Origin of the sequence: Spirosoma sp. 48-14 (genome assembly GCF_001898575.1) — a bacterium.
In the GTDB taxonomy this organism is placed as follows: Bacteria; Bacteroidota; Bacteroidia; order Cytophagales; family Spirosomataceae; genus Spirosoma.
In genome coordinates, this window is the sequence record NZ_MKUD01000036.1 from 51,726 (window position 1) to 75,340 (window position 23,615).

General features: G+C 47.1%; 23 protein-coding genes. 15 read left to right on the forward strand and 8 right to left on the reverse strand.

What is annotated here, in order from left to right; translation table 11 throughout:
• The first annotated feature begins 51 nt into the window (after positions 1-51).
• Positions 52-276 carry a FeoA family protein gene (locus tag BGO59_RS18785; protein WP_020595543.1) on the forward strand — a complete coding sequence of 75 codons (225 nt, stop codon included), beginning with the start codon at positions 52-54 and terminating at the stop codon, positions 274-276.
• A gap of 66 nt (positions 277-342) precedes the next feature.
• Positions 343-2,457 (forward strand): ferrous iron transport protein B, encoded by a 2,115-nt coding sequence (feoB, locus tag BGO59_RS18790; RefSeq protein ID WP_293685558.1) that lies wholly within the window; start codon positions 343-345, stop codon positions 2,455-2,457.
• Positions 2,458-2,912: 455 nt separating this feature from the next.
• On the opposite strand, the gene BGO59_RS18795 is transcribed toward feoB, so the two are convergent.
• Positions 2,913-4,430, reverse strand: coding sequence for an NAD(P)H-hydrate dehydratase (locus BGO59_RS18795; protein WP_293685559.1), 1,518 nt, complete (start codon positions 4,428-4,430; stop codon positions 2,913-2,915).
• Positions 4,431-4,543: 113 nt separating this feature from the next.
• Between BGO59_RS18795 and rplS the strand changes: the two genes are divergently transcribed.
• Together rplS and dapF are read left to right on the forward strand one after the other, a co-directional pair.
• A complete protein-coding gene (gene rplS, locus BGO59_RS18800; RefSeq protein ID WP_080057142.1) occupies positions 4,544-4,915 on the forward strand; it encodes a 50S ribosomal protein L19 in 372 nt (123 codons plus the stop codon).
• 76 nt (positions 4,916-4,991) lie between these two features.
• Positions 4,992-5,771, forward strand: a complete 780-nt coding sequence (dapF, locus tag BGO59_RS18805; protein ID WP_293685561.1) for a diaminopimelate epimerase — start codon at positions 4,992-4,994, stop codon at positions 5,769-5,771.
• Between the two features lie 219 nt (positions 5,772-5,990).
• Here dapF and BGO59_RS18810 read toward each other — a convergent pair whose 3' ends face one another.
• Together BGO59_RS18810 and BGO59_RS18815 are read right to left on the reverse strand one after the other, a co-directional pair.
• Complete coding sequence (locus tag BGO59_RS18810) at positions 5,991-6,296, reverse strand: rhodanese-like domain-containing protein (protein ID WP_293685563.1); 306 nt, start codon at positions 6,294-6,296, stop codon at positions 5,991-5,993.
• A 45-nt stretch (positions 6,297-6,341) separates the two neighbouring features.
• Positions 6,342-6,710 (reverse strand): hypothetical protein, encoded by a 369-nt coding sequence (locus BGO59_RS18815; RefSeq protein ID WP_293685565.1) that lies wholly within the window; start codon positions 6,708-6,710, stop codon positions 6,342-6,344.
• 169 nt (positions 6,711-6,879) lie between these two features.
• On the opposite strand from BGO59_RS18815, the gene htpG reads away from it, so the two are divergent.
• The gene (gene htpG / locus BGO59_RS18820; protein WP_293685567.1) at positions 6,880-8,709 is read left to right on the forward strand and encodes a molecular chaperone HtpG; all 1,830 of its coding nucleotides are present in this window, start codon (positions 6,880-6,882) and stop codon (positions 8,707-8,709) included.
• Between the two features lie 64 nt (positions 8,710-8,773).
• On the opposite strand, the gene BGO59_RS18825 is transcribed toward htpG, so the two are convergent.
• Both BGO59_RS18825 and BGO59_RS18830 read right to left on the reverse strand, forming a co-directional pair.
• Positions 8,774-9,406: a DUF4126 domain-containing protein gene (locus BGO59_RS18825; protein WP_293685569.1), complete on the reverse strand. Its 633-nt coding sequence runs from the start codon at positions 9,404-9,406 to the stop codon at positions 8,774-8,776.
• 15 nt (positions 9,407-9,421) lie between these two features.
• Positions 9,422-10,915: an AAA family ATPase gene (locus BGO59_RS18830; protein WP_293685571.1), complete on the reverse strand. Its 1,494-nt coding sequence runs from the start codon at positions 10,913-10,915 to the stop codon at positions 9,422-9,424.
• Positions 10,916-11,090: 175 nt separating this feature from the next.
• On the opposite strand from BGO59_RS18830, the gene BGO59_RS18835 reads away from it, so the two are divergent.
• The 4 genes from BGO59_RS18835 to coaD all read left to right on the forward strand — a co-directional run bounded on the left by BGO59_RS18835 (position 11,091) and on the right by coaD (position 13,644).
• Positions 11,091-11,525, forward strand: coding sequence for a CBS domain-containing protein (locus BGO59_RS18835; RefSeq protein ID WP_293685573.1), 435 nt, complete (start codon positions 11,091-11,093; stop codon positions 11,523-11,525).
• A 133-nt stretch (positions 11,526-11,658) separates the two neighbouring features.
• Complete coding sequence (locus BGO59_RS18840; protein WP_293685575.1) at positions 11,659-12,153, forward strand: NUDIX hydrolase; 495 nt, start codon at positions 11,659-11,661, stop codon at positions 12,151-12,153.
• 62 nt (positions 12,154-12,215) lie between these two features.
• Positions 12,216-13,106, forward strand: coding sequence for a DUF3822 family protein (locus BGO59_RS18845; RefSeq protein WP_293685576.1), 891 nt, complete (start codon positions 12,216-12,218; stop codon positions 13,104-13,106).
• 64 nt (positions 13,107-13,170) lie between these two features.
• Positions 13,171-13,644, forward strand: coding sequence for a pantetheine-phosphate adenylyltransferase (gene coaD / locus BGO59_RS18850; protein ID WP_293685578.1), 474 nt, complete (start codon positions 13,171-13,173; stop codon positions 13,642-13,644).
• A gap of 200 nt (positions 13,645-13,844) precedes the next feature.
• Here the strand turns inward: coaD and BGO59_RS18855 are convergent, their stop codons facing one another.
• Positions 13,845-14,753, reverse strand: coding sequence for an SDR family oxidoreductase (locus BGO59_RS18855; RefSeq protein WP_293685580.1), 909 nt, complete (start codon positions 14,751-14,753; stop codon positions 13,845-13,847).
• Between the two features lie 76 nt (positions 14,754-14,829).
• On the opposite strand from BGO59_RS18855, the gene BGO59_RS18860 reads away from it, so the two are divergent.
• Together BGO59_RS18860 and sugE are read left to right on the forward strand one after the other, a co-directional pair.
• A complete protein-coding gene (locus BGO59_RS18860; RefSeq protein WP_293685582.1) occupies positions 14,830-15,672 on the forward strand; it encodes a helix-turn-helix domain-containing protein in 843 nt (280 codons plus the stop codon).
• Between the two features lie 303 nt (positions 15,673-15,975).
• A complete protein-coding gene (sugE, locus tag BGO59_RS18865; protein ID WP_293685583.1) occupies positions 15,976-16,296 on the forward strand; it encodes a quaternary ammonium compound efflux SMR transporter SugE in 321 nt (106 codons plus the stop codon).
• Between the two features lie 363 nt (positions 16,297-16,659).
• On the opposite strand, the gene BGO59_RS18870 is transcribed toward sugE, so the two are convergent.
• Positions 16,660-17,370, reverse strand: a complete 711-nt coding sequence (locus BGO59_RS18870) for an NUDIX domain-containing protein (RefSeq protein WP_293685585.1) — start codon at positions 17,368-17,370, stop codon at positions 16,660-16,662.
• A gap of 118 nt (positions 17,371-17,488) precedes the next feature.
• Between BGO59_RS18870 and BGO59_RS18875 the strand changes: the two genes are divergently transcribed.
• The 3 genes from BGO59_RS18875 (at position 17,489) to BGO59_RS18885 (ending at position 20,149) form a co-directional block, all read left to right on the forward strand.
• Positions 17,489-18,778, forward strand: coding sequence for a hemolysin family protein (locus tag BGO59_RS18875; protein WP_293685587.1), 1,290 nt, complete (start codon positions 17,489-17,491; stop codon positions 18,776-18,778).
• Positions 18,779-19,049: 271 nt separating this feature from the next.
• A complete protein-coding gene (locus tag BGO59_RS18880; RefSeq protein WP_293685589.1) occupies positions 19,050-19,691 on the forward strand; it encodes a response regulator transcription factor in 642 nt (213 codons plus the stop codon).
• A 32-nt stretch (positions 19,692-19,723) separates the two neighbouring features.
• Positions 19,724-20,149: a hypothetical protein gene (locus BGO59_RS18885; protein WP_293685590.1), complete on the forward strand. Its 426-nt coding sequence runs from the start codon at positions 19,724-19,726 to the stop codon at positions 20,147-20,149.
• A gap of 54 nt (positions 20,150-20,203) precedes the next feature.
• Here the strand turns inward: BGO59_RS18885 and BGO59_RS18890 are convergent, their stop codons facing one another.
• Positions 20,204-22,138 (reverse strand): ATP-binding protein, encoded by a 1,935-nt coding sequence (locus BGO59_RS18890; RefSeq protein ID WP_293685592.1) that lies wholly within the window; start codon positions 22,136-22,138, stop codon positions 20,204-20,206.
• Between the two features lie 233 nt (positions 22,139-22,371).
• Between BGO59_RS18890 and BGO59_RS18895 the strand changes: the two genes are divergently transcribed.
• Positions 22,372-23,615, forward strand: a 1,244-nt coding sequence (locus BGO59_RS18895; RefSeq protein ID WP_293685594.1) for a PQQ-binding-like beta-propeller repeat protein, incomplete at its 3' end; no start/stop codon positions are given.

Consider the following 23,615-nt stretch of genomic DNA (forward strand, 5'->3'; position numbering starts at 1 on the left):
TAATCTTGCGTTAATTAAATTGAATCTAAATAAATAGTAGCAGTACCCACCATGAGTAAGCGTAGTGTTGCTGATTTGAAAATAGGCGAGCGAGCCACTATTCAGTCGTTTGAAAACCAGGTGATGTCGCTTAAACTGCTCGAAATGGGCTGTTTACCCGGTGCTGAAGTATGTTTATGTGGTAAGGCTCCACTCGGTGATCCAATTTGCCTGGATGTGTCGGGCTATTGCCTTGCCCTCCGTAAATCGGAAGCTGCTACCATTTTTGTTGACTAAGCTCCAGGCTTGTCGGGGGTGAACTTTTTTGCCTCCCCAATCTGGCAGACTACAAACTATACCGAGTTGAGTTCCCCCGTAATTGCCCTTGTTGGCAACCCCAATGCCGGAAAATCCTCTTTATTTAATCAGCTAACCGGCCTGCGTCAGAAAACCGGTAATTTCCCGGGGGTTACGGTTGATAAAAAGTTTGGGACATGGTCAATCGATGCACAGACTGTTGCCACCGTTGTTGACCTGCCCGGTGTTTACTCTATTTACCCCAAGTCGCTCGACGAACAACTTGTTACGGATATTCTGGCAAACCCCGACCACGCCGATTACCCCGATGTGGCTATTGTCGTTGTCGATGCTTCAAACTTACACCGGAATTTACTACTCTTTACCCAGGTTGCTGACCTGAAAGTGCCCGTTATTCTGGCGTTGAATATGCTGGATGTGGCTCATAAACAGGCTAAAGAGGTCAATGCCGTCAAGTTAGCCATGCGATTGGGGGTTCCTGTGGTGCGCATCAACGCGCGAACGGGTGAAGGACTTGACTCACTCAAAAAAGCGGTTACCAGTCAGATTCAGGAACCAACCTTACCGGGTAAACTATTTTTTGATCCAGCCGACGAAGCCCCCGACCTGATTGCCGATACCCGACAACAGTATGGTCTTGATAATAATTACCTGGCCCTGCAATATGTGATTCAGCACGATGGGTTCACGTTTCTAAATCGTCAGCAACAGATTGGGCTCGATGCGCTTATTGATAAGCATCAGTTCAATGAACAAACATTTCAGGCAGGAGAAACCATTACCCGGTACAAGCGCATTGCAGCTATTGTCACCGAGACAATGACAAACCAACGACCAATTGGACAACCTACCTGGAGCCAGAAACTGGATCATGTGTTGCTGCATCCGGTTTGGGGCTACGCTATTTTTGGTTTTATTCTCCTATTGATTTTTCAGGCAATCTTCGCCTGGGCACAGCCATTTATGGACGCTATCGACACGGGTGTGGCCTGGCTGAATGGACAGTTGAAAGAAAGTATGCCTGCCGGGCCACTTACTGACCTACTTACCGATGGGGTTCTGGCTGGCGTTGGCGGGATTCTGGTATTTATTCCGCAGATCGCTTTTTTATTTCTACTGGTTTCATTGCTGGAAGAATCGGGATATATGTCGCGGGTGATGGTCATTATGGACCGCATTATGCGGAAGTTTGGGCTTAATGGTCGGAGTGTTGTGCCTTTGATTTCGGGTGTAGCCTGTGCCGTCCCCGCCATTATGGCTACCCGCAGTATTGGAACCCGGCGCGACCGGCTGATTACCATCCTGGTCACTCCTCTGATGAGCTGCTCTGCACGACTGCCGATTTATACCATTCTGATTGCGTTGGTGGTTCCGAGTCACCGTGTGCTAGGCGTTTTTAATTTGCAGGGACTGGCTCTGATGGGGTTATATCTGCTGGGGTTGGCAAGTGCCTTGCTGGCTGCTTATATACTAAAGCTCTTTTTGCGCACCAAGGAACGCAGCTATTTTATTATGGAGCTGCCGACGTTTAAGATGCCCCGATGGAATCACGTTGGTCTTGCGGTCTGGGAAAGTGTTCGGTCTTTTGTCTGGGAAGCAGGGCGGGTCATTCTGGCGATTTCAGTCATCTTGTGGGTACTGGCCAGCTACGGGCCTGGCGATGCTATGAATCAGGCCGAAGCACGGGTTCGTCAGCAAAATCCTTCACTAGCTACCGATCAACTCCAGAACCAGATTGCTTCCGAGCGGCTTGAAGCGTCGTATGCAGGGGTGTTTGGCCATTTTATCGAACCGACAATTCGGCCACTCGGCTACGATTGGAAAATTGGTATTGCCCTGCTGAGTTCGTTTGCTGCCCGGGAGGTTTTTGTCGGTACAATGGCCACGATTTACAGTATTGGGGATGGGGCCGACGACGAGGGGGTTACTGTACGTGAGCGACTTCAGCAGGAGCGTAACCCCAAAACAGGCGGCCCCATGTACACACCTGCATTAGCCTGGTCGTTACTAATTTTTTATGTATTCGCCATGATGTGCATGAGCACGCTGGCGGCTACACAACGAGAAACCAAAAGCTGGAAATGGCCTGGTGTTCAGCTACTCTACATGATGAGTCTGGCTTATCTAGCTGCGTTTGCCACCTACCAGTTTTTAAAGTAGTAGTCGGTTTATTGTATTCAGTTTACGGTTTTCAATAAGCCGTGCCAAGGAGCTAGGCAACAGTTCGCCGTAAACTGAATACCGTATACGTTTACCAAAGCACCCCTTTAGAAATAAGTGGATAGAGATGGTAAAGAATATAAAGCAGCAGGGCAACGGCTAAGCTACCTAGAGCAGTTGTTTGATCAAAACCGAGACGGTCTTTTCGGGAAGGGCGGTTATCCCTGTGTGTAATTTGTTTCACGGGTGGGTCAGTATGAAATTGGGTAGTACAAAATTGAGCGTTTGCCAGTTCTTAAAACACCGCAAAAACCCTGCTTTTACATGCGTATTACTACCTGATCTGACAATCACCTGTCAACATTAGCGTGGCTGGCAGCGGCAGTTGGTTCATAAGACACCGCTGTAGACATAAAGTAACGGGATAACGTTATAGTTTAATAAATTTTTTATCGCTATTCCCAGCGCAGAGCATCAATAACGTCGGAAGCGGTCATGCCAATCGGCCCTCTTTGCCGGGCTACGCGGTCGCCTGCCAGCCCATGAGCAAAAACCCCCAATACAGCGGCCTCTACAGAATCGTAATTTTGAGCCAGTAAGGCCGTTAGTACACCTGTCAGAACATCGCCGGTGCCTCCGGTACTTAAACCGGGATTGCCGGTCGAGTTGAAATGAATATCTCCCTCTGGAGTGGCAATGGCTGAGAAAGCCCCTTTTAAGACCACCACCACCCGATGTTGTTTGGCAAAATCTCTCAGAATGTCCAGCTTCTCATAGTCATTTTCCCATTTTTTCGTCAACCGCTCGAATTCTTTAGGATGAGGAGTCAGAATGCTGTTCTTAGGAATATGTTTTAGCAACTCACGATTTTCGGCAATCAGATTCAGCGCGTCGGCATCCAGTACCATAGGCTTTTTAATTGATCGCAACAGCCCTTTGAGCATATCCAGTGTCTCAGGGGCTTTGCCAATACCCGGTCCAACTCCCACGGTCGCATAATCGGCTGGGGTAAGGCTGCCTATCTCACTAATACCTCGATCCAGTGTGCCAGTTAGTACATTCGCCCCTCCGTCGGGACGGCACATGGCTTCGGGAACCGCCGTTTGCAACACATCGTAGCCACAGCGTGGAATTTGAACAGTCAGAAGCCCAACGCCCGACCGCAAACAGGCTTTCGCAGCCAATACGGCGGCTCCAATTTTGCCATAACTGCCCGCGATAAGCAAAGCATGGCCAAAAGATCCTTTATTTGAATAGCGTTCCCGTTTACGAAGCAACAGACGGGCGTCCTGAGGCTGGGTGAAGTAGTAGGGTGTTGGGGCTAGGTCGATGTACCGCTTACGGAGTCGAATATCAACGATATGCCAATCGCCGACAAACTTGCCGTTGGCAGGAAGCATAAATGCCAGCTTAGGCAACTGGAACGTAATGGTATAATCCGGCTCAATAATGGTATCCGTAGCTTCATTGGGCTGATCAGCAAAAAGGCCACTGGCAATATCCACTGATACGACGGTGGCGGGCGAGCGGTTGATCGACTCAATAACGCTTTTTACGATACCTTCGGTTGGGCGGGATAACCCCGAGCCAAGAATAGCATCGATTAGTACTTCGTTATGCCGTAATGCCGGAATATCCTGCGTATGCTCAACATAATGAATGGTTTCTACAAGAAGTTTGAGCCGACGATGGTTATGCATAAAATCATCAGACTCACGGGGAGCATACCGAACAACATACACCTCAATCGGATAGTTACGCTCCAGAAGTAATCGGGCAATCGCTAATCCATCTCCACCATTATTACCTAATCCACAGAAAAGTTTCGTAGGGGTTGTATTCGGAAATTGGCGGGCAAACCAGTCAACAAAGGCAAGTGAAGCCCGCTCCATTAAATTGATGGGAGCAATTGGCTCATGTTCAATTGTGGATTGGTCAAGCTCCCGGATTTGGTTAACATTGAGGATTTTCATAGGATCGGCGTCACAAACACAGCGTAATTTTACAAAAGTATTTTCTCAGACCGAGATTTTTACTATCTTTGCGGCTCAATTCGCAAATACTTATCTGGCGATTATATACAGTCATGAGCGACTTAATCAAATTAGTGGAGGCAGACAACGCGCAGCGTCGCACCGAGTTGCCCACATTCCGGGCGGGTGATACGGTGAACGTACACGTTAAAATCCGCGAAGGAAATAAAGAGCGTATTCAGGTATTTACGGGAACGGTTATTCAACGCCGGAACCCAAGTACCGGTGGTGAAACGTTCACCGTCCGTAAGGTATCGAATGGCGTAGGCGTTGAGCGTATTTTCCCACTGCTGTCGCCCAATATCGACAAAATCGAAGTAGTTCGGTTGGGTAAAGTTCGTCGGGCACGGTTGTTCTATCTGCGTGGTCGCCAAGGTAAGGCGGCTCGTGTGAAAGAGCGCAAGCCTAAAGCAGTGGCAGCTTAATTTCCTGTTTTGTTTGCCTAAAAGATCAAAAGCTGCCTGAAAAGGTGGCTTTTTTTATTCTCTCACTCGTAAGACCATGACCTTCGACTTTTATAAATACCAGGGCACCGGAAACGATTTTGTGATGATCGATGACCGGAACCAAACCTTCCCGGCTTCCGATCAGGCTCTAGTAGAGCGCATTTGTCATCGGCGGTTTGGCGTTGGAGCAGATGGACTCATTCTGCTTCAGAATGACCCTGCGTATGATTTTCGGATGGTTTATTTCAATGCTGATGGGGCCGAAGGTAGCATGTGCGGCAATGGGGGGCGATGTATCGTTCGGTTTGCGCATGATCTTGGTCTGTTTGAGAAGGAAACCCGCTTTCTGGCAGTCGATGGCGAACACACGGCTGTCGTAAGCGAAGCGGAGATCTTTTTGAAAATGAGTAATGTGTCGGGCATAGAGAATCGGGGTGGCTTAACGTTCCTGAATACGGGCTCTCCACATGTCGTTCAGTTTGTTGATGATCTGGAATCGCTGGATGTTGTGGCAGAAGGGCGTGCTATTCGGTACGACACTCGTTTTCAGCCCGGTGGAACGAACGTTAATTTCGCACAGGTAATTGATGAACACACACTGTATGTCAGAACCTACGAGCGGGGTGTAGAGGACGAAACCTACTCTTGTGGGACTGGTGTGACAGCTGTAGCCTTAGTGGCGCATCACCTGCTAGGGCGAACCAACCCCATATCGATCCGAACGATGGGGGGAAACCTCCGGGTTTCGTTCGATCCTACGGGTAAGGAACAGTTTGAGAATATCCATCTCATTGGGCCCGCCAAACGGGTATTTACTGGTCTGATAACTGTTTAGAGGCAAAAGGTATACGTAGTTAAGTTGATGCTATTCTGGCTGGAAACAAGCTTTTGACGAATGATTGGCCCTAAAACAAAAGCTTACTTTCTTCCATCTGGTATTGTCACCCAGACAGACTGCTTCGCCGGTTTATCATCGTCGCTATACACCTATTGACTGGGTTGTTGAAAAGCAAACCACCTCGCCCGGTTTTATGATCGTAAAATATAGGATGTATCATACATCTTCAATGATACCGCCGTGCAGGTGATAGATCGTTTTGTGCTGAAACTCGGGTTGCCGTAGTAAATCTTTGGCCGCTACCCGACTTCGTACGCCGTTTGTACACATCACAATAATGGTAGCGTAGGGGAGTAGCTCGGATTTGCGTTGGCGTATGTCGGGTAAAGGGATGTTTAGCCCACCAAGGTTAAATTCGTCGAACTCCCACTCATCGCGAACATCCACTACGACTGTATTCGGTTGCTGACGTAGTTGTTCCAGTTCGGGTAACGTAATGTCGGTGTAGGAATGTGTAAGCATATACGTGCACAACATCCAATGGCCGCGAGCTGTTCCGAAGGCATTCTAGAGTTTCTTTATCAATAAAATATGTATTTCGCTCACTTTATAGCGATTTCCCCATCCACATTCCAGATCAACCTGCTTGCCTGTTTCGATAAAGCGGACAATGGCCGTACGTTCCGATGGTTTTGGGTTCGCAGGGAGCTCATTCAGGGCTTTTTCGAGAATGGGTCGCGTAACCGAACTTGGCTTAAACAAATTTGCTGTTGACTGGGAAGAATTGCTATGAATCCGAATGTGACTGTCGCAACCGTCAACAAAAAGCTGGTTCTCATAGAGATCGGCTGTTTCAATGCGTTGGGCTCCTTCTGGAATAGTATCTGAATGACAGCCGATCAGAACGAATGTAACTAGTATGCAAAATAGTTTCATGGCTGAGGTTTATTTGCGAGATAGACCCCGGAAAGCAATGAATCGTTGGAAGGTAAATGAGTATCAATAAGGAAAAATCTGTCAATCTGTCAGATTACCCCATACTGGAACAGGATTTGAGCAAAGGCAGCTAGATTATAAGACTATACTCATAGCTAACTATCTATTTATGGAAGCCGTACAGAATGAAAAAGGGCAGATCTCGATTCATACAGAGAACATCTTCCCGATCATCAAAAAATTCCTTTATTCCGACCACGAAATTTTTCTGCGCGAGCTAGTTTCCAACGCCGTTGACGCTACTCAAAAACTACGTCAGTTGTCGTCATTTGGTGAGTTCGGTGGTGAACTCGGCGATTTGAAGGTGACGGTATCGCTGGATGAAGACGCTAAAACCATTACCGTTAGCGATAACGGCATCGGTATGACGGCCGATGAAATCAAGAAATATATTAACCAGATCGCTTTCTCCGGGGCAACGGATTTTCTGGAAAAATATAAAGATAAAACCGATGATAAGGGGCAAATTATCGGCCATTTCGGGCTCGGCTTTTACTCGGCATTTATGGTGGCAGAGAAAGTTGAAATCGTTACCAAATCCTACCGGGATGGGGCCGAAGCCGCTCGCTGGGTGTGCGATGGATCAACTGAGTTTGAACTGACACCTGCCGAACGTGCCGAGCGCGGAACCGATATCATTCTGCACATTGCTCCCGATTCGGAAGAGTTTTTGACTAAAGGACGGTTGCAGGGAATTCTGGATAAATACGCCCGGTTTCTGCCAGTGTCCGTTGAGTTCGATGGCAAAGTCGTGAACAATACGTCGCCAATCTGGACGAAATCGCCTTCTGAACTCACCGACGAGGATTACAAATCGTTCTACCGGGAGTTGTACCCGATGAGCGAAGAGCCCCTGTTCTGGATTCACTTGAATGTCGATTATCCGTTCAACCTGACGGGCATTCTGTACTTCCCCCGGATTAAGAACGAACTGCGTTTCCAGCGCGAAAAAATCCAGCTTTATAGTCGTCAGGTATTCATTACGGATGAGGTAAAAGACGTAGTGCCTGACTTCCTGATGATGCTTCACGGTGTTATTGACTCGCCCGATATTCCGCTCAACGTTTCCCGTAGTTTCCTGCAGGCCGATGCCAATGTGAAGAAAATCAATGGCTATATCACCCGTAAAGTCGCTGATAAACTGAACGAACTGTTCAATGCTGACCGAAAAGCCTTCGAAGAAAAATTCGATGACATCGGCCTGTTTATTAAATACGGCATTCTGAGCGATGACAAATTCTGGGAAAAAGCTAAATCGTTCGTTCTGCTGAAGAACACGGAAGGAGCGTATGCTACACTGGATGAGTATCGGGAGAAAATTCAGGCCAATCAGACCGACAAAAACGAAACGCTGGTGATGTTATATACGACTGATGTCAAGCAGCAGCATGCGTACATTGAGTCGGCTACGCGTCGGGGCTATGATGTGCTGAGAATGGATAACGTGATCGATGCGCACTTCATCAATGCGCTGGAGCAGAAACTCGAAAAAGTTCACTTCCAACGGGTAGATGCCGATACGCTCGATAAACTGATCGATAAGGGCCTGAACAACGAGAGCGTTCTGTCGGAAGCCGATAGCACCAAACTGAAAGAAGTGTTCGATACCGTGTTGGACAATAAAATGCTCAATGTGAGTGTGGAAGCCCAGCCCGTCGACGAACTGCCGGTTACGATCACTTTCCCTGAATTTATGCGTCGTATGAAAGACATGGCGGCTCTGTCGGGGGAACAGTCATTCTACGGAAATCTGCCTGTAACGTACAACATCGTCGTCAACGCCAATCACCCGATTACGGCCAGAATCTTGGCTGAAACGGATGCGGACGCGCAAAAAGCACTGGTGAAGCAAGTGTATGATCTGGCGCTACTATCGCAAAATATGCTTTCTGGCGCTGACCTGACTGCCTTTGTAAAACGCACAGTCGCCGGGTTATAATGCTATAGGTAAAGAGGTAAAGTATAAACAGCGGGCCGATGCGAATGTCGCATCGGCCCGCTGTTTATACCCGTCCGTTACTGCTACGAGGCATCTTGGTGATTGGGTTGCTTCCTTGTTTAGCTGGGCGGGTGAACCATATTTTACGACGGGCGATTAACCGTCCCAGTACAAATAGGAGGAGTAGCCCAATCAGTACAATAGCAATGAGGGGCAGAAAGATAGTGACCAGCGATAGCCCTATAGAGGCTACATTTTCGCCCGTGGCTACAACAGGATTGGCTAATCCGCCCGTGGTAGCCGTTGAACCAAGGCGTAGTAGACTGGTTCCTGCCTGAATAATACCTGCTGAACTGCCGCCGAGCATCAGGCCAAGTCCCCAATGCAGAATGGGGTTATCAATGTGCAGGAAGGACGTACTGAGCAACGTTCCGGCAATAATCGATGTCGGTGTCGCCAGCGTATCCAGTGCGTTGTCTAGCCATGGAATATAATAGGCTCCCACTTCAACTGCTGTGGCTACCGTTAGCCCTAAAAGAGCGGGCCACTGGCCTATCCATTCAAAACCGTGCACGGTACCAATAAGACCCAGCTTAGTGCCAATGCTGGCAATCAGCAGCGGTACGAAAACCCGAAACCCACAACAGGCTGCTAAACCAACGCCAATGCAGGCACTCATGATCCATTCGAGGGACATAAGGATGTGAAACCTTTATGTAAAAAACTGTGGACTAAAATTCATTAAAAAAGCCTCATCCGTTGCCCGTGTTAATCCGGTATACAGCCAGCGCACAAACTCGTCGTTGACCTGCCCATCCGGCAGGAAACCCTGATCGATAAATATGGCGCTCCACTGGCCCCCTTGTGCTTTATGACAGGTAAGCGCGTAAGCAAACTTTACCTGAAGAGCATTCAGATAAGGGTCTCGACGGATAGCTTCCGTTCGCTCCTTTTTGCTTTTAATGTAGAAATAGTCTTTCATGACACTTTCATACAAGCCCTTATACTGGTCGGAGGTTAGCGATGGCGATGGCGAATACAGTGTATCCAGGATAATTTTGGCTTCAAAATCAGGCTGATCGTCATAGTCGACCATACGTAGGGTGACCGTAGCGAACCGGAAACCATGCATTTCTTCTTTATTCCGAATCTTCTGCACTTCCACAAACTCACCATTAGCCAGAAAACCAGCGGGCGAGTCTTCGTCCAGAATGGTGTAGTTATTTCGGGCAATCATCAGCATATCACCGGCATCCAGTTCTTCTTCGCATTGGTCGATCATCCGTCTTACAAACTGATTATACTGGACGGCGGTTTTATTTGATCGACAAATAATGGCAGTATTTTCGCGCCCATACTTATCATAAGCGTATCGGATGCCATCTTCCAGCTTGGTAAGGGGCATTTTATAGATGTCGTTAAACGGCTGAACAACCAGTCGAATGGCCGGGCTTTCGGACCCAGAACTTACCGGCTTGTCGCTTAACAAGGCATCGAATCCAACCGCTTTTGGGGTGGGGGAAGGGGAGCCGTCAAGAAGCATTCGCAGATTGGTAGCGTTGTAGAGAATACCTGATTCTTCATCCTGCCGCATCACTTCCGTCAACTCCTGTTCATAAACCGACATGTCGAACGAACTGGCAAGAAACCCACGGTCGAGGGCGGGGCTTAATTCCTGTCCGATAGGAGGTAGCTGAGCCGTATCGCCAACCAGCATGAGCTTATTGCCGGGACTCTCGAAAACAAAATCGATCAGATCGGTCAGAAGGCCTTTTCCGCCAAATTCGGCTTCATCAGAAATCATGGAGGCCTCATCGACGATAAAAAGTGTGTCTTCGTGATAATTTTTCTGCCGTTGAAAGGCCAGCACACCCGATCCAGGATCAGCCACCTGGCGGTAAATTTTCCGGTGGATGGTTTGGGCTGGTTTCTTGGCGTAATTGGTCATCACTTTAGCCGCCCGTCCTGTAGGGGCTAATAAGACAGATTTATAGCCAAATCGGGGAAGTACTTTGATGAGTGTTCCAACCAGCGTGGTCTTACCTGTACCGGCATAGCCACGAAGCAGAAAACAGTCTCGATAATGTTCGTATTCTTCGCGGGTGATGAACGCGCCAATCTGATCAAAAAACTGACTCTGGCCAGCGGTGGGCTTAAAAGGGAAACGTTTAGCCAATAATTGAGCGGCTGTTTGGGTTTCGTTCATGCTTCTAAGTTACAAAAAAACGAGGAAAGAAGAAAGGGGCGGAGTCGCAGAAATGGAGGTATAAACCGGAGCCAGAGTAACTGAATTTTATCAATTTTTAATTCTTTCTCTCGTTCGCTTTCATCCCTAACTCCTTTTTTTTATCTTCACCGACCACTAAATCCTTCTAACTCAAATGAAAATACGTCAAATTCTTCAGGGGAAATCGATTAATGCTCTCTATTCCGTTTCGTCGGATCAAACTGTACTCACGGCACTGGAGCTCATGGCTGATAAAAACATTGGGGCGGTGTTAGTAGTGGACAAAGGCGAACTGACCGGGATCTTCTCCGAACGGGATTATGCCCGAAAAATCGTCCTGAAGGGGCGTCATTCGGATGATACGAAAATTGTCGATGTAATGACAGCCAATGTCATAACCATTGCTCCGGAGCAGAGCCTGGAAGAGTGTATGCGCATTATGTCGGATAAGCATATTCGTCACCTGCCTGTCATGGATAAAGGCGAATTGGTAGGCATTATTTCGATTAATGACGTAGTGACGGCTATTATCCGGGATCAGAAAACCCGGATTGATTCACTCGAAAGTTATATATCGGGAACGTATTAAGTAGTAGAAGCGAGGAGTTAGCAGTGAGAATGGCTGACGCATAAAAAGAACGCACAAGCTATTCTCACTGCTAACTCCTCGCTCCTGCTACTTAAAATTTTCTACCTTTGCGTCCCCAAACGATGAACAGTGCATGACACAGGTAGATTGGCCCCATCAGGAGGTACAGAAACTATATGGGAATCGAATCCGGGTTCGGGTTTGTGGATTGTGCCGCGAAGGGGATCAATTGCTGATGGTTCGCCACCAGGGCCTTGGGCCAACTAATACATTTTGGAGTCCTCCGGGGGGAGGCATACAATTCAGTGAACGAGCGGCAGATGCGTTAGTTCGGGAGTTTAGGGAAGAAACTGGACTGGATGTTGACATTAGCGGCATGCTCTTTGTTAGTGAATTTGTTCAACCTCCCCTTCACGCTTTGGAGCTATTTTTTGCCGTTGCGATCAAAAGTGGTAGCCTTAAGCTGGGCTATGATCCCGAAATGAGTCCGGATCGTCAGCTTATTGACGCGGTGAAATGGATGTATTTTGATGAAATAAAGGAGTACCCGGTTCAGGAAGTGCACCATGTGTTTCAGCAATGCAAATCACTCGACGAGGTGTTCCAACTGAGAGGCTACTTGCTGTGAGGGATAAACACAACCGATTAGTAGTTAATTGATTCGTTTTTACTGTTTAGTTATCTGAATTTGTGCAACTTGCTGTGACCCTTTCGCCTACTGTAACTATCCAAGCCGATTCGTTCGACCCACGACGTACCGACCAGTCTGTTCTATGCCTGGAAGTCGGGAAAGATCGGTTTCAGGTGTTGGTACAGAATGGTCGTAAGCAGGCGCTATACCTTGAAGATTATACCTTTCCGTCGCTCCTGGCCGATCGTTTGCTGACGAATGTGTTACCGGATATATTTCGGTATCATAAAGTGCTGTCGGCCGGTCCATGGCAGGAAATTCGCATTGGTATCAATTCACCGTCATTTACCCTGGTCCCTCAGCCATTATATCGGAAAGAATATGCGGGCAGTTATCTGGCACTGATGCGTGGGAGTGAACTGCCTGCTCATGAATTTGCACAGGCTTTTCTGCACACCAATGAAGGGTTTCTGACTGTATTCAATCTGGAACATCCGTTGGCCGATTTCTTCTCGGAAATGTATCCGCTTCAGCCATTGACTTTCGTGCATCAGACCAGTGCTCTGGTACGAGCTACTGCCGATCTGGATCGTCATTTACTGACACCTAATACGGTGTATTTATATTTTGAAGACGAATTTGTTACGATTCTATACCGGAAAGAACACCAGTTACGCTACTGCAATCGATTCGGGTATAAGCACGTGCAGGATTTAGTGTATTACGTACTTTATATATTTGACGAGCAAGGGTTACCTACGGATACAAGTAGTATATCGCTGTATGGTGAAATTACCCCTTTTTCGGAAGCCTACACTGAATTAAGCCACTTTCTGCCAAACCTTTCGTTTGGGCAGATACCTCCCGGATTAGCACTGGCAAACGAATTTGATGACCTGCCAGCGCATCGTTATTTAAGTTTATACGGATTAGGTTTATTGAGTGATTAAGCGAATGTATGATTGAGAGAAATTGGCTCAATCGCCCAATCGTGTGATCGCTCGTTCGCTCTTTATGAAACGAATTGCATTGTTTCCTGGCTCGTTTGACCCATTTACGAAAGGCCACGAAGATATTGTGCTGCGGGGCTTACGATTGTTCGATGAGATCGTGATTGGTATTGGGCGCAACGCTCACAAAGAGCGCTATTTTCCGCTCGATCAGATGATTCGCCTGATTGAGGGAGCCTTTTCCAACGAACCGGCCGTACGCGTCATTAGTTACGACGGTCTGACGGCGCTTGTGGCCAGGGAAGTGGGAGCCCGGTTTTTGCTACGGGGATTGCGTAATACCACCGATTTTGAGTACGAGAACGGTATATCACAAGTTAACCGATACGTTTACGAAGGGGTCGAAACGGTATTTTTGATTACCTCCCCCCATCTGGCCCCCATCAGTTCGAGTATTATTCGCGACCTGCACCGGTATGGCCAGCATGTCAACGAATTCCTGCCCTATCCATTAGATGATTTGCATCTGGTAAAGTGATAGTAGTAGTCAGGATGATAGCCCGGTGAATCGTAGCCCTAAAGGGTTTTTGGTGCAAATGAATGCCTGCTTTGATTGATCTCAAATCGCTAAAAAGTTTGCTAGTGTAGCTAACAGATTCTGTATCTGCTATAAATGGTATTGACGGAGGGGGGGACATGCATCTGCAACTGTTTTTAAAAGCAGGTTGTCGCATACTTTTATCCAAATATGGGTGCGTAATCCTGGGCGAACTGCGCAAATGATCGAGGTGGTTTCCCCGTCACTTCCTGCACACTCGGGCTAACCAGCGCGGCCTCTCCGCGAGCGTAGTGGGCGTAGTCTTCAATCAACCCATCGGCCTGCCAGTCGGGGAAGCCGGCTTTTGTCAGTTCGGCCCGCATCACGGCTGGGGGAATATCCACAAATTGGACTGGGTGCCCTAAGGCCGTCGTTAGCTGGTCAGCGACGTCGGTATGGCTCAAAGCTTGCGGCCCTGTTAGCGTATACACGTTTCCTTCATGGCCGGCTTGGGTGAGGACTACAGCCGCCACGGCTGCTATATCGCGCACATCGATCATACTTATGCGGGCTTCGCCGATAGCAGCAAAAAACTCGCCCTGTTCAGCAATGGATTGACGGAATCCTAATAGACCCTGCATAAAAAGATTGGGTCGCAGAAACGTGAACGCCATACCCGACTGTTGGATGGCTTGCTCAACTATTGCATGGTACCGTAAAAAACGCACAGGAGAGTGTACATCAGCCGCTAACTGAGAGAGTTTGACGATGTGCTGCACGCCCGCTTGCTGTGCCTGCTCTACAAAGTGCAACTGCTGTACTTCGGCTTGCTTCGAGGAGGGCGTAAGCAAAAACGCTTTCCTGATGCCTTGCAACGCCTGAGCCAGGGAAGCCGGATCGTTGAAATCACCCAATACCGCGTCCCCGCCTGGCAATTGGCTGAAAAACTTCGCATCTGTCCGAGAGCGCACCATTGCCCGAAACCGAACCCCCTGCCCGGAAAGGGTGTTAATTAGTTCGCGGCCGACGTTGCCCGTGGCACCAGTTATGAGTACAGGAACTGCATATTGATTGACTGCCTTTGAACCTGATTTTTCTGTCGTTTCCATCTACTTTCGTCTTTTGATTATTATGAACGCGACAAAGGTCCAGTCTGAGAGTCAGCTAAAATTGTACGAAAACGAAATGTCAGCGCCCACGAGTAGTCAGCTCGTAGAAGCCGACGAGCGGCTGGCGACGATTTTTAGCCATTTTTACTGTGTGCAGCAAGACTCTAATGCACACAGACTAGTCCAGCAGTTACTACCCAACTACGAGATGCTGCTCGCGTTCAATTTCGGTCCGGCCATTTCTGTACAGTTGGATGAACGGGCTTTTAAGGTTCATAGAACAGTTGTGCTGGGGCCAGTACAAACCCTGCTGCGATACGAACTGCCACCGGGGGGCGATCTGATTGTCGTTAATTTTACGCTCAATGGATTCTACCGGCTATTGGGCCAGCCCATGCACCAGTTCCGGCTGGATGAATGGCAGGGTGCCAATGATGTGCTGAACTCGCAGGTTTTCGATACGCTTTGGGAGGAGCTTTCACACATGACCACTCTTGCCGATCGACTACAGCGAATTAGTTCGTATATACTGACTCACCTCAAATTCGGAAGAGAATCGACTGACACGATCATCAATAGTGTTCCGTTGTTTAACCAAAATGTCGTTGACCCGGTGAAAGCGATCGCTGCGGACCGGGGTTTATCGGCCCGCAGCATTCAGCTTTATTTCCAAACTAACCTGGGCTATTCAGCGAAGGATTTAACCCGTTTTCTGCGATTTAAACATGTGATGACATACCTGATTCAACGTGCTCCTAATGCTGTTGACTGGCCGGGTATAGTCGATCAGTTTGGTTACCACGACCAAAGTCATTTGATTCGGGATTTTCGCCATTTTCTGGGTATGACGCCCCGTCAGTTCAGTCAGCAGGTTCGACAGGGAGCCGTCTGCGTAAGTAAAGCTGGTAAGATATACTGACAGGGTTCAGGTCCGCAGACCAGACTTCGTTAGATAGATGTCCGAACCTCTCAACCGGGGGCGCGGGTTGTTTTCAGGATAATAAATATAGGGCAAGATAGCTAGTTCGCAATTTGCGTGGTTGGTGCCTGTCAGCGGGCAATGAACAACACGGATTGTTGGACTTGATAGGGCCAGAGGAACTTGCTACCTTATGCATCAGTTCTAAATAAAGACTGCTGCTCGTGCAGAGTTGGAGGACGACCTCCCTCACGGTGAGAACAAAATCGGGACGGCCCGGCTAAATCGTTAACAAGTTTAGTCATGGCCTGGATCTTGCTGGTATTGGCCGGTTTATTAGAAATTCTTTGGGCGTATTCAATGAAACAGTCCGAGGGCTTCACTCGCCTAACACCTTCTGTTATTACTATTGTTGCTATGCTGGGCAGTTTTGCCCTACTGGCCTTAGCCATGCGCTCTTTGCCCCTTGGCACCGCTTATACCGTCTGGACGGGCATCGGAGCCACTGGCGCTTTTATATTGGGCATTGCGTTTCTGGGCGAGCAGGTGAGCTTTATTCGAATAATCGCGGCTATTTTAATTGTGTGTGGCCTCATTCTTATGAAACTATCCTCAACGCATTAACCTGATTCACATTTGATACGCCTGGAGAGCACCTTGATTAGGTAAGGAAAAAAAACGTTGTATTTTGTATATTCCGAATGAATTTGCAGGTTAGCTGTCGACTACGACAATGCCCGTTTTTTGCGGAGAAATATCTCCGCAAAACGGGCATTGTCGAACTGATGATCCCAGGAATCACCTGACTTAATTCTATGATCTATGAGCGAATGGTAAGCAGTTTACATGGGGAACAGAATGCTTACCAACAGAAAACTGGCAACCACAGAGATCCTTTGAGCCCTGTAGAGTTGACCCTGTCGCTTTAGGAGTTCTATCATCGTGAAAACAACTCAGGTCTTTTCACAATGAACCCGTTGCTGCTGACTACTCCACTTTCTGCTCTCTGCCCGCTTCATCGATGACGTAACGGATGGAGCTAAAGGAATTTGTCAAAGCCAGTTTGGTTTCGCGCCAGTTGAGCCAGGCCAGTTTTTCAATATCTTCATCTTGCTGTGGGGTCATCCGGCTATCATCGAGAGCAGCCATCCTATACCAGCGCGTACGTTTCAGAATACGGCTTCCATTGAGCGTATAGGTGTGCCAGGTCGTGCAGATGCGTTCCCCAACTGCCACCTCTACATTGGTTTCTTCTTCCACTTCACGCACTGCCCCTTCTTTTGACGATTCACCTGGGTCTAATTTCCCTTTGGGCAAATCCCAGACCCCTCGCCTGAACATCAGCAGAATCTTATCGTCCTTATAAACAACCCCACCGGCTGCTTTAATCACTTTAAACGGCTTTTTTATCGCTTCTTCACAGGCTTCTTTATCCAGGCAGCCCAAAGTAACAGAAAGCAGGTTACTCGTCTCTGACCGTTGAAGTAGTGTAAGAAGTTTACTGACGGTTGCCGGGTTGGCATTCAGAATCAACAGGTGCCCATGTAGAGATTCTGCTCTAAGAGCCTCTAAACGAGCATCGACAATTTCATCATAATCCGTAAAAGAGGGTTGAGAAGACGACGTTGAGCCTGTCAGTTGAGCAGCGGCTTTGGGACCAATGAGCCGAATTGGTTGGTCGTTAATGAAAACAATCATCAGAGCATAGGCGGTTCGAACTGTAAAAGTAGTAAAATGGACGGTCAGTCGTATGGTCAAAACTGTTGCAAACCAGTTCAGTTTCTATATTTTTGCAACAGGACAACCTTCTTCCTTTGTGGAACTCCTTATAATTCTGCTACTAACCATCCTGAACGGTGTGTTCTCGATGTCGGAAATTGCCTTAGTTTCTTCGCGCAAGTCTAAATTAGAAACCGCTGCCAAAAACGGTGATCGTCGGGCACAGGTGGCGCTCGATCTGTCGAACTCTCCCAATCGATTTTTGTCGACTGTGCAGATTGGGATTACCCTGATCGGTATTTTGCTCGGTATTTTTTCGGGCGACAAACTGACAGACGATGTTCAGAACTTTGTGGTTCAGGTTTCCTTCCTACAGCCGTATGCCCATTCGATTGCCGTTGTGCTGGTACTGCTTCTGTTAACGTATCTGTCGTTGGTGTTTGGCGAGCTTGTTCCCAAACGCATTGGTCTGTCGAACCCAGAGGGAATTGCCAAAACGATGGCCGGGCCAATGATTTTCCTGTCGAAGCTCACCTCGCCCTTTATTGCTTTACTGACCGTCTCCAGCGATTTGCTGCTTAAGTTGCTCAATATCAAACCCAACGAAAGTGCCGTAACGGAAGAGGAAATCAAAAGCCTGATTCAGGAGGGGACTACGGGAGGAGCTATTGAAGAAATTGAGCAGGAAATTGTACAGAACGTCTTCCAGCTTGGCGACCGTAAGGTTACCTCATTGATGACCAATCGGCAGGAAATCGTTTATCTTGATCTGGAAGATGACTTGGCCGAGAACAAAGCCAAAATACTGGAATACAAGCACTCTGTCTATCCGCTTTGTAACGGCGGGGTCGATGATGTAGTTGGCCTGATTTATTCCAAAGATTTTCTGGGGAAAGACCTGGATACCGAACTGATGCGCCTGAACGACATTAAGCGGGATGCCTTATTTGTTCCTGAAAACAACCGGGCGTATCAGGTGCTGGAGCGTTTTCGGGAACGGCGCCAGTACGTAGGTGTCATTGTCGATGAATACGGGGGGATACTGGGTATTATCACACTCAACGATATTCTGGATGTGCTGGTTGGTGATATTAATGATGATGTCAATTCTGATTACGAAATCCGCGAGCGTGAGGATGGCAGTTTCCTGATTGATGCGCAATTACCGTTTGAAGATTTCCTGTCGTATTTCTCAATTAATATCAATGCACAGACTAAGCGTGAACTGACGGGGTTCGACACCCTCGGTGGGTTTGCGTTGCATATTTTGAAAGACATTCCCAAAACGGGCGAGTCATTCGTATGGCATGGGTACCGCTTCGAAATTATGGACATGGATAAAAGCCGGATTGATAAAATACTGGTCAGTAAATTAGGCGAAGAATAAACCCATAATGCCATTTACAGGACGCCCGGCAAAAATTGTCGGGCGTTTTTGTTTGTCACAACCGGACTGAATATCCTCAAATTCTAGGATATGAAATCGTCAATTTTAAGGATTTTCGTTCGGCCCACAAACGCACAACTTTGTACTGTTATCCAATAGCCATAAAGTAACAAGTGCCCAGAGCAGGCTATTGAGCTAGATGTATATAGAATTAGGTTTTTGGATATTTATCATTCAAATTACAGCGGTCGTACCAGTTACATAAATAGCCATGCGTATTCTACTTGCCGAAGACCACCGGATATTGCTGGATAGTTTAGCACTGCTTCTGTCGAGCATTGAAGGTATTGAAGTGGTTTCTAAACATACCAATGGCAAGCAGGTACTGACCTCACTGGAAATAGAATCCAATATTGACCTGGTAGTTTCTGACCTGCAAATGCCAGTAATGGGCGGTATTGAATTGACGCTTCAGCTCCGCGAACGCTTCCCCCATGTACGAATTTGTCTGTTGACAGTGGCCGACCAACCGGAGGCCATAAAGGAAGCAGTACGCGCTGGGGCCGATGGCTATGTACTAAAAAGTGCTGAGCGATCGGAACTGGAAATGGCGTTGACGATGATCGAAAAAGGGCACAAATTTTACAGCCAGCAAGTACTGATGCAGTTGGCTAACGAAACAGGTCTGGAATTAGCCCCCGTCGTTGATAAGCCCCAAAAGATTGCCATTACCCAACGCGAACTGGACGTACTGAAACTAATTGCTCAGGAGTATTCGGGTACGCAGATTGCCGAAAAGTTATTCATTAGCCCGACCACGGTAGAAACGCACCGAAAGCATTTAATGCAAAAACTAGGCGTTCAGACTACGATTGGCCTGGTGAAATATGCCCTTAAATATCAGCTTGTTTAATTTTTTCATAACTCTATAGCCACAAGAATTTCATGGACCAGGAATCTGAAAAACCATTTGATGGGAAGAGAAAATATATTCACATTCAAGGCTTTGTTAGCCGCGATAAAGCTAAAAATTTTCTTTTTCCTTTAGCCTCGGGCAAGGATGCTACGTTTAAGATATCGACGAAACTACCAGTTAGCCAGGAGGTATTTCAAACAAACGTTGGGCGCAAACCAATCCAGTTTGCTAACCTATTTATACCTTATTCGGCCGAAGCGATTAGTGTCCTGAAAGAAGGAACTGGCCGATTTGTTGAAGAGATTATTATTATTGGCCCTGATAAAGTACCGGGAGGAAAGCCCCCGGGGGTTGTTGACCCACCAGTACCGGAATCGATCTTACATCTTGATTTTAGAGTCGAGATTAGTGAATTTGGGCGAGTTACTGAAGTCGTTGTTTTTAAGGCAAATTAACTAGCGTTAGATCAGTTGGCTGTAGCGTTCAAATTCTAGATTTGATGCCATACATTAAACCGGAATTTGAACGCTGATTATTGTCCCAAAAGGCTTGTTGGCCATAGCCTGAAAGGTTCCTCCCAACGCATCGAGTCGGCTCTGAATATTTTGTAACCCGATACCCTGTTCGAACTTCGGTTGAATTCCTCGCCCATTGTCCAGTACTGTCAGTTTAACATCTGCTGAGGTTTGATGTAACTGAATAAGTGCCTCCGTAGCCTGTGAGTGTCTGATGACGTTATTTATCAATTCCAGAACAATACTGTATAAATTGAATTCTATTATAGAAGGCAGTCGTTCTATTGGCAAGGTGGTATGAAGTGTGAAGTGGATTAAAGCATTTGTATTCAACTTGGAAATTAACTTGGTCAGTACATTGCAAAGCCCTTCGTTTTCGAGATCGTTAGGTAAAATATTGTGTGATATATTACGCACTTCAGCATAGGCATTCCCCATCATTAGCCTGATATTCTGGTAAATTATTTGCTCATGCTCTGGTAAACTTTTCGGATTAATTCCCTGAATACTCATATTAAGAGCACTTAGTAAGCTACTCAAATTGTCATGTAGTTCAATCGCAACCCGCTTACGTTCAATAGTTTGCCCTTTAAACAGAGCCTCTTTTATTTCCTCATTTTTGCGTACAAGCTCCGAATTGGCCTCTGAAAGTTCACGAGTACGCTCCTGCACCCTTTGTTCTAATGACTGGTTCAGACCGGCTAGTTGTTCCTGAGCATTTTCGAGTAAAATCTTTTGCTGATTTATTTGTCTGTTTTTGGCTTGTAATTTTCGATTGTTCCAGAATAATAAGCCTGTTGCGAGCAGAATACCCAAAAAGCCCACAAATAAACTATTGCGCGTTTGCGCTAATTGTTGGTTTTTGTTCTGCTGGGATAAGAGTTGTACTTGTTGATTTTTTAACGTATTCTCATGCTGTACATTTTCATATTGTGCCTGCAATGTCTCTATTCGGGCTTCGGTGGTTTCCCGGTTAAGGCTATCTTTTAAAGTAATGTAGTGCTCGTAGGCTTCTAACGATTCACGGGTTCTTCCTAATTTTTTGTAAATTCTATGTAATTTCTCCTGGGTTTCAAGTAGCGTAGATGTGTTTTTCATAGTCACACTTTGCTTTTGTACATTCAGGCTGTATTGAAGAGCTTTTTCCCATTTGTGTTGCTTCATAAATAAGCCTATCAGATTGAGCAGGATACTACTTTCCAGATCAAAGCTCTTCGTACTTTGGGCCAGTTTCAACGCATTCTGATAATACACGGCGGCTTTATCTAACTGATCAAGTCCCTCATAGGCCCAACCTATTTCATGTAAACTTTGTGCTTCATACCAGCGTTCTCTGCTGGCTTTGGCAATGCTGTAAAACTTTAGGTACTGCTTGAGTGCTAACGTATACTCTTTTCTTTGTTTGTAATTTGATCCATATACATTCAGAATCTCCATTTCTGTTTGTATATCAGGATATTTCTTGAGCAGGGCTAAACCTTTCTCACAAAAATTAAGTGATTTTCGATAGTTGTTTAGGTTGTAATAAGAATGGGCTATCGAGTAATAAATATAGGCGATCTGGCGATTGTCATTTTGCTTCTCAGCAATTAGTAAAGCTTTATACAATAGCCTGATGCTCTCAAAATCAGCACCTTTAACTCGATTTAAATAGCCAGCATAGATATACGCCTTGACTAATCCCTGTTGAAAATGCTGACGCTGACAGAGGGTGATTAAGGCCGCATTGTATTGTAAAGCCGAGTCTACCTGTATATCGGTATAGGCTTCCATTAGCTTCTTATTAAAATAGCAAGCAACAGAGTCTCTGTCTCGACTCAATGGTTGTTTTTGTAGAGTTACCAGACCCTGTTTCAGGCTATCGATCTGACTCGTCTGCGCCAGACAGACCTGAGCGAAGAGGCATGAGACAATTAGTAACTTCTTCATAGAATGGTGGATTACGAACAAACATACTAAGGCCAGCTTAATTTCCAATCTGGAAGACTGGGTTAACATAGTACGACAATATCCTAGAATTCAGGGATATAAAATCATAAAAATCCGGGATTTCGGCAGCAGACATGGATGCGGACCTTTGACCTGTTCATTTGGAGTTCGCTGCAAACTCTATGGATGGGCGCTAAAAAATCTGCTCTGTCATTCAGAAAATCAAAAAATCAATGAAACCCTCATTTCCGCTTCTTTCCACGCTGTTTTGCCTATTGTTGTTATGGGTTGCCTCCTGTAAGAAAACAGAGGATACTCCATCGCCAGGTGGAGGGACAACCACGCCAGCCACCAAGAGTTCGGCCAAATCCATTACAACTTTTGCATTTAATGCCCTTAGTCCAGCAGTTACTGGAACGATTGATGCCACGGCCAAAACCATTTCGGCCACTGTTACGTCGGGTACAGACGTGACGAAACTGGTACCAACCATTACGCTTTCCGACAAGGCGACGGTGTCGCCAGCCTCAGGCGCGGTACAGGATTTTTCGAAAGCTGTAACCTATACGGTCACTGCCGAAGATGGCAGTACGCAGGCGTATACGGCGAGTGTATCAGTAGCGAAGCCCGTCAACAACGGTACGGTCTATATCGGCAGTTTGGATGGTAATCTATACGCCATAGATGCGCTGACCGGAGCAAAAAAGTGGCAGTTCACTACAGGCGATGCTGTGAATGGAACACCGACCGTAGTGAATGATGTAGTGTATTTTGCCAGTTGGGACAAAAAGCTTTACGCCCTGGATGCCGAAACGGGAACAAAAAAGTGGGAGTCTAATCCGTCATCCATTAACCTACTTCAGCCCTTTGCTGCACCGATGGTGGTTGATGGGCTGCTGTATTATGGGGGCGAACATCACTTATACGCCCTCGATGCCGCAACGGGTTCCCGGAAATGGGCGTATCAGCATGATGATGTATATCCCTGGCAGGCTTCGCCAACGGTGGTCGATGGGATTGTCTATGCCACCATTCGTGGTAGTTCAGGTAGAATGTCGGGGCTTCATGCCCTGGATGCCGCAACGGGTGCGCTGAAATGGCATCAGCCCGATATAGGTATTTCGGAGTCGTCGCCGGCGGTCGTAGACGGACTGTTGTATGCAGGTTCGGAATACAATGGTTTTATGGCTTTCGACGCGCAGACGGGCGCTATGAAGTGGACGTTTGCTAGTGGCTTGAGTGTCAATTCGTCTCCGACCCTCGCCAACGGCATCGTTTATATTGGTGCAAATGCATTTGGAAACAATCCCGGCACGAATAAACTCTACGCCTTCGATGCCAAAACGGGCGTGAAAAAATGGGAGTTTACTACCCCCGATGGTGGCCCTGAGGGCTCATCCCCATTTGTTGTCAACGGTATCGTGTATATAGGAGCGGGTGGCACGCTCTACGCCGTTGATGCCACTACGGGAGCTAA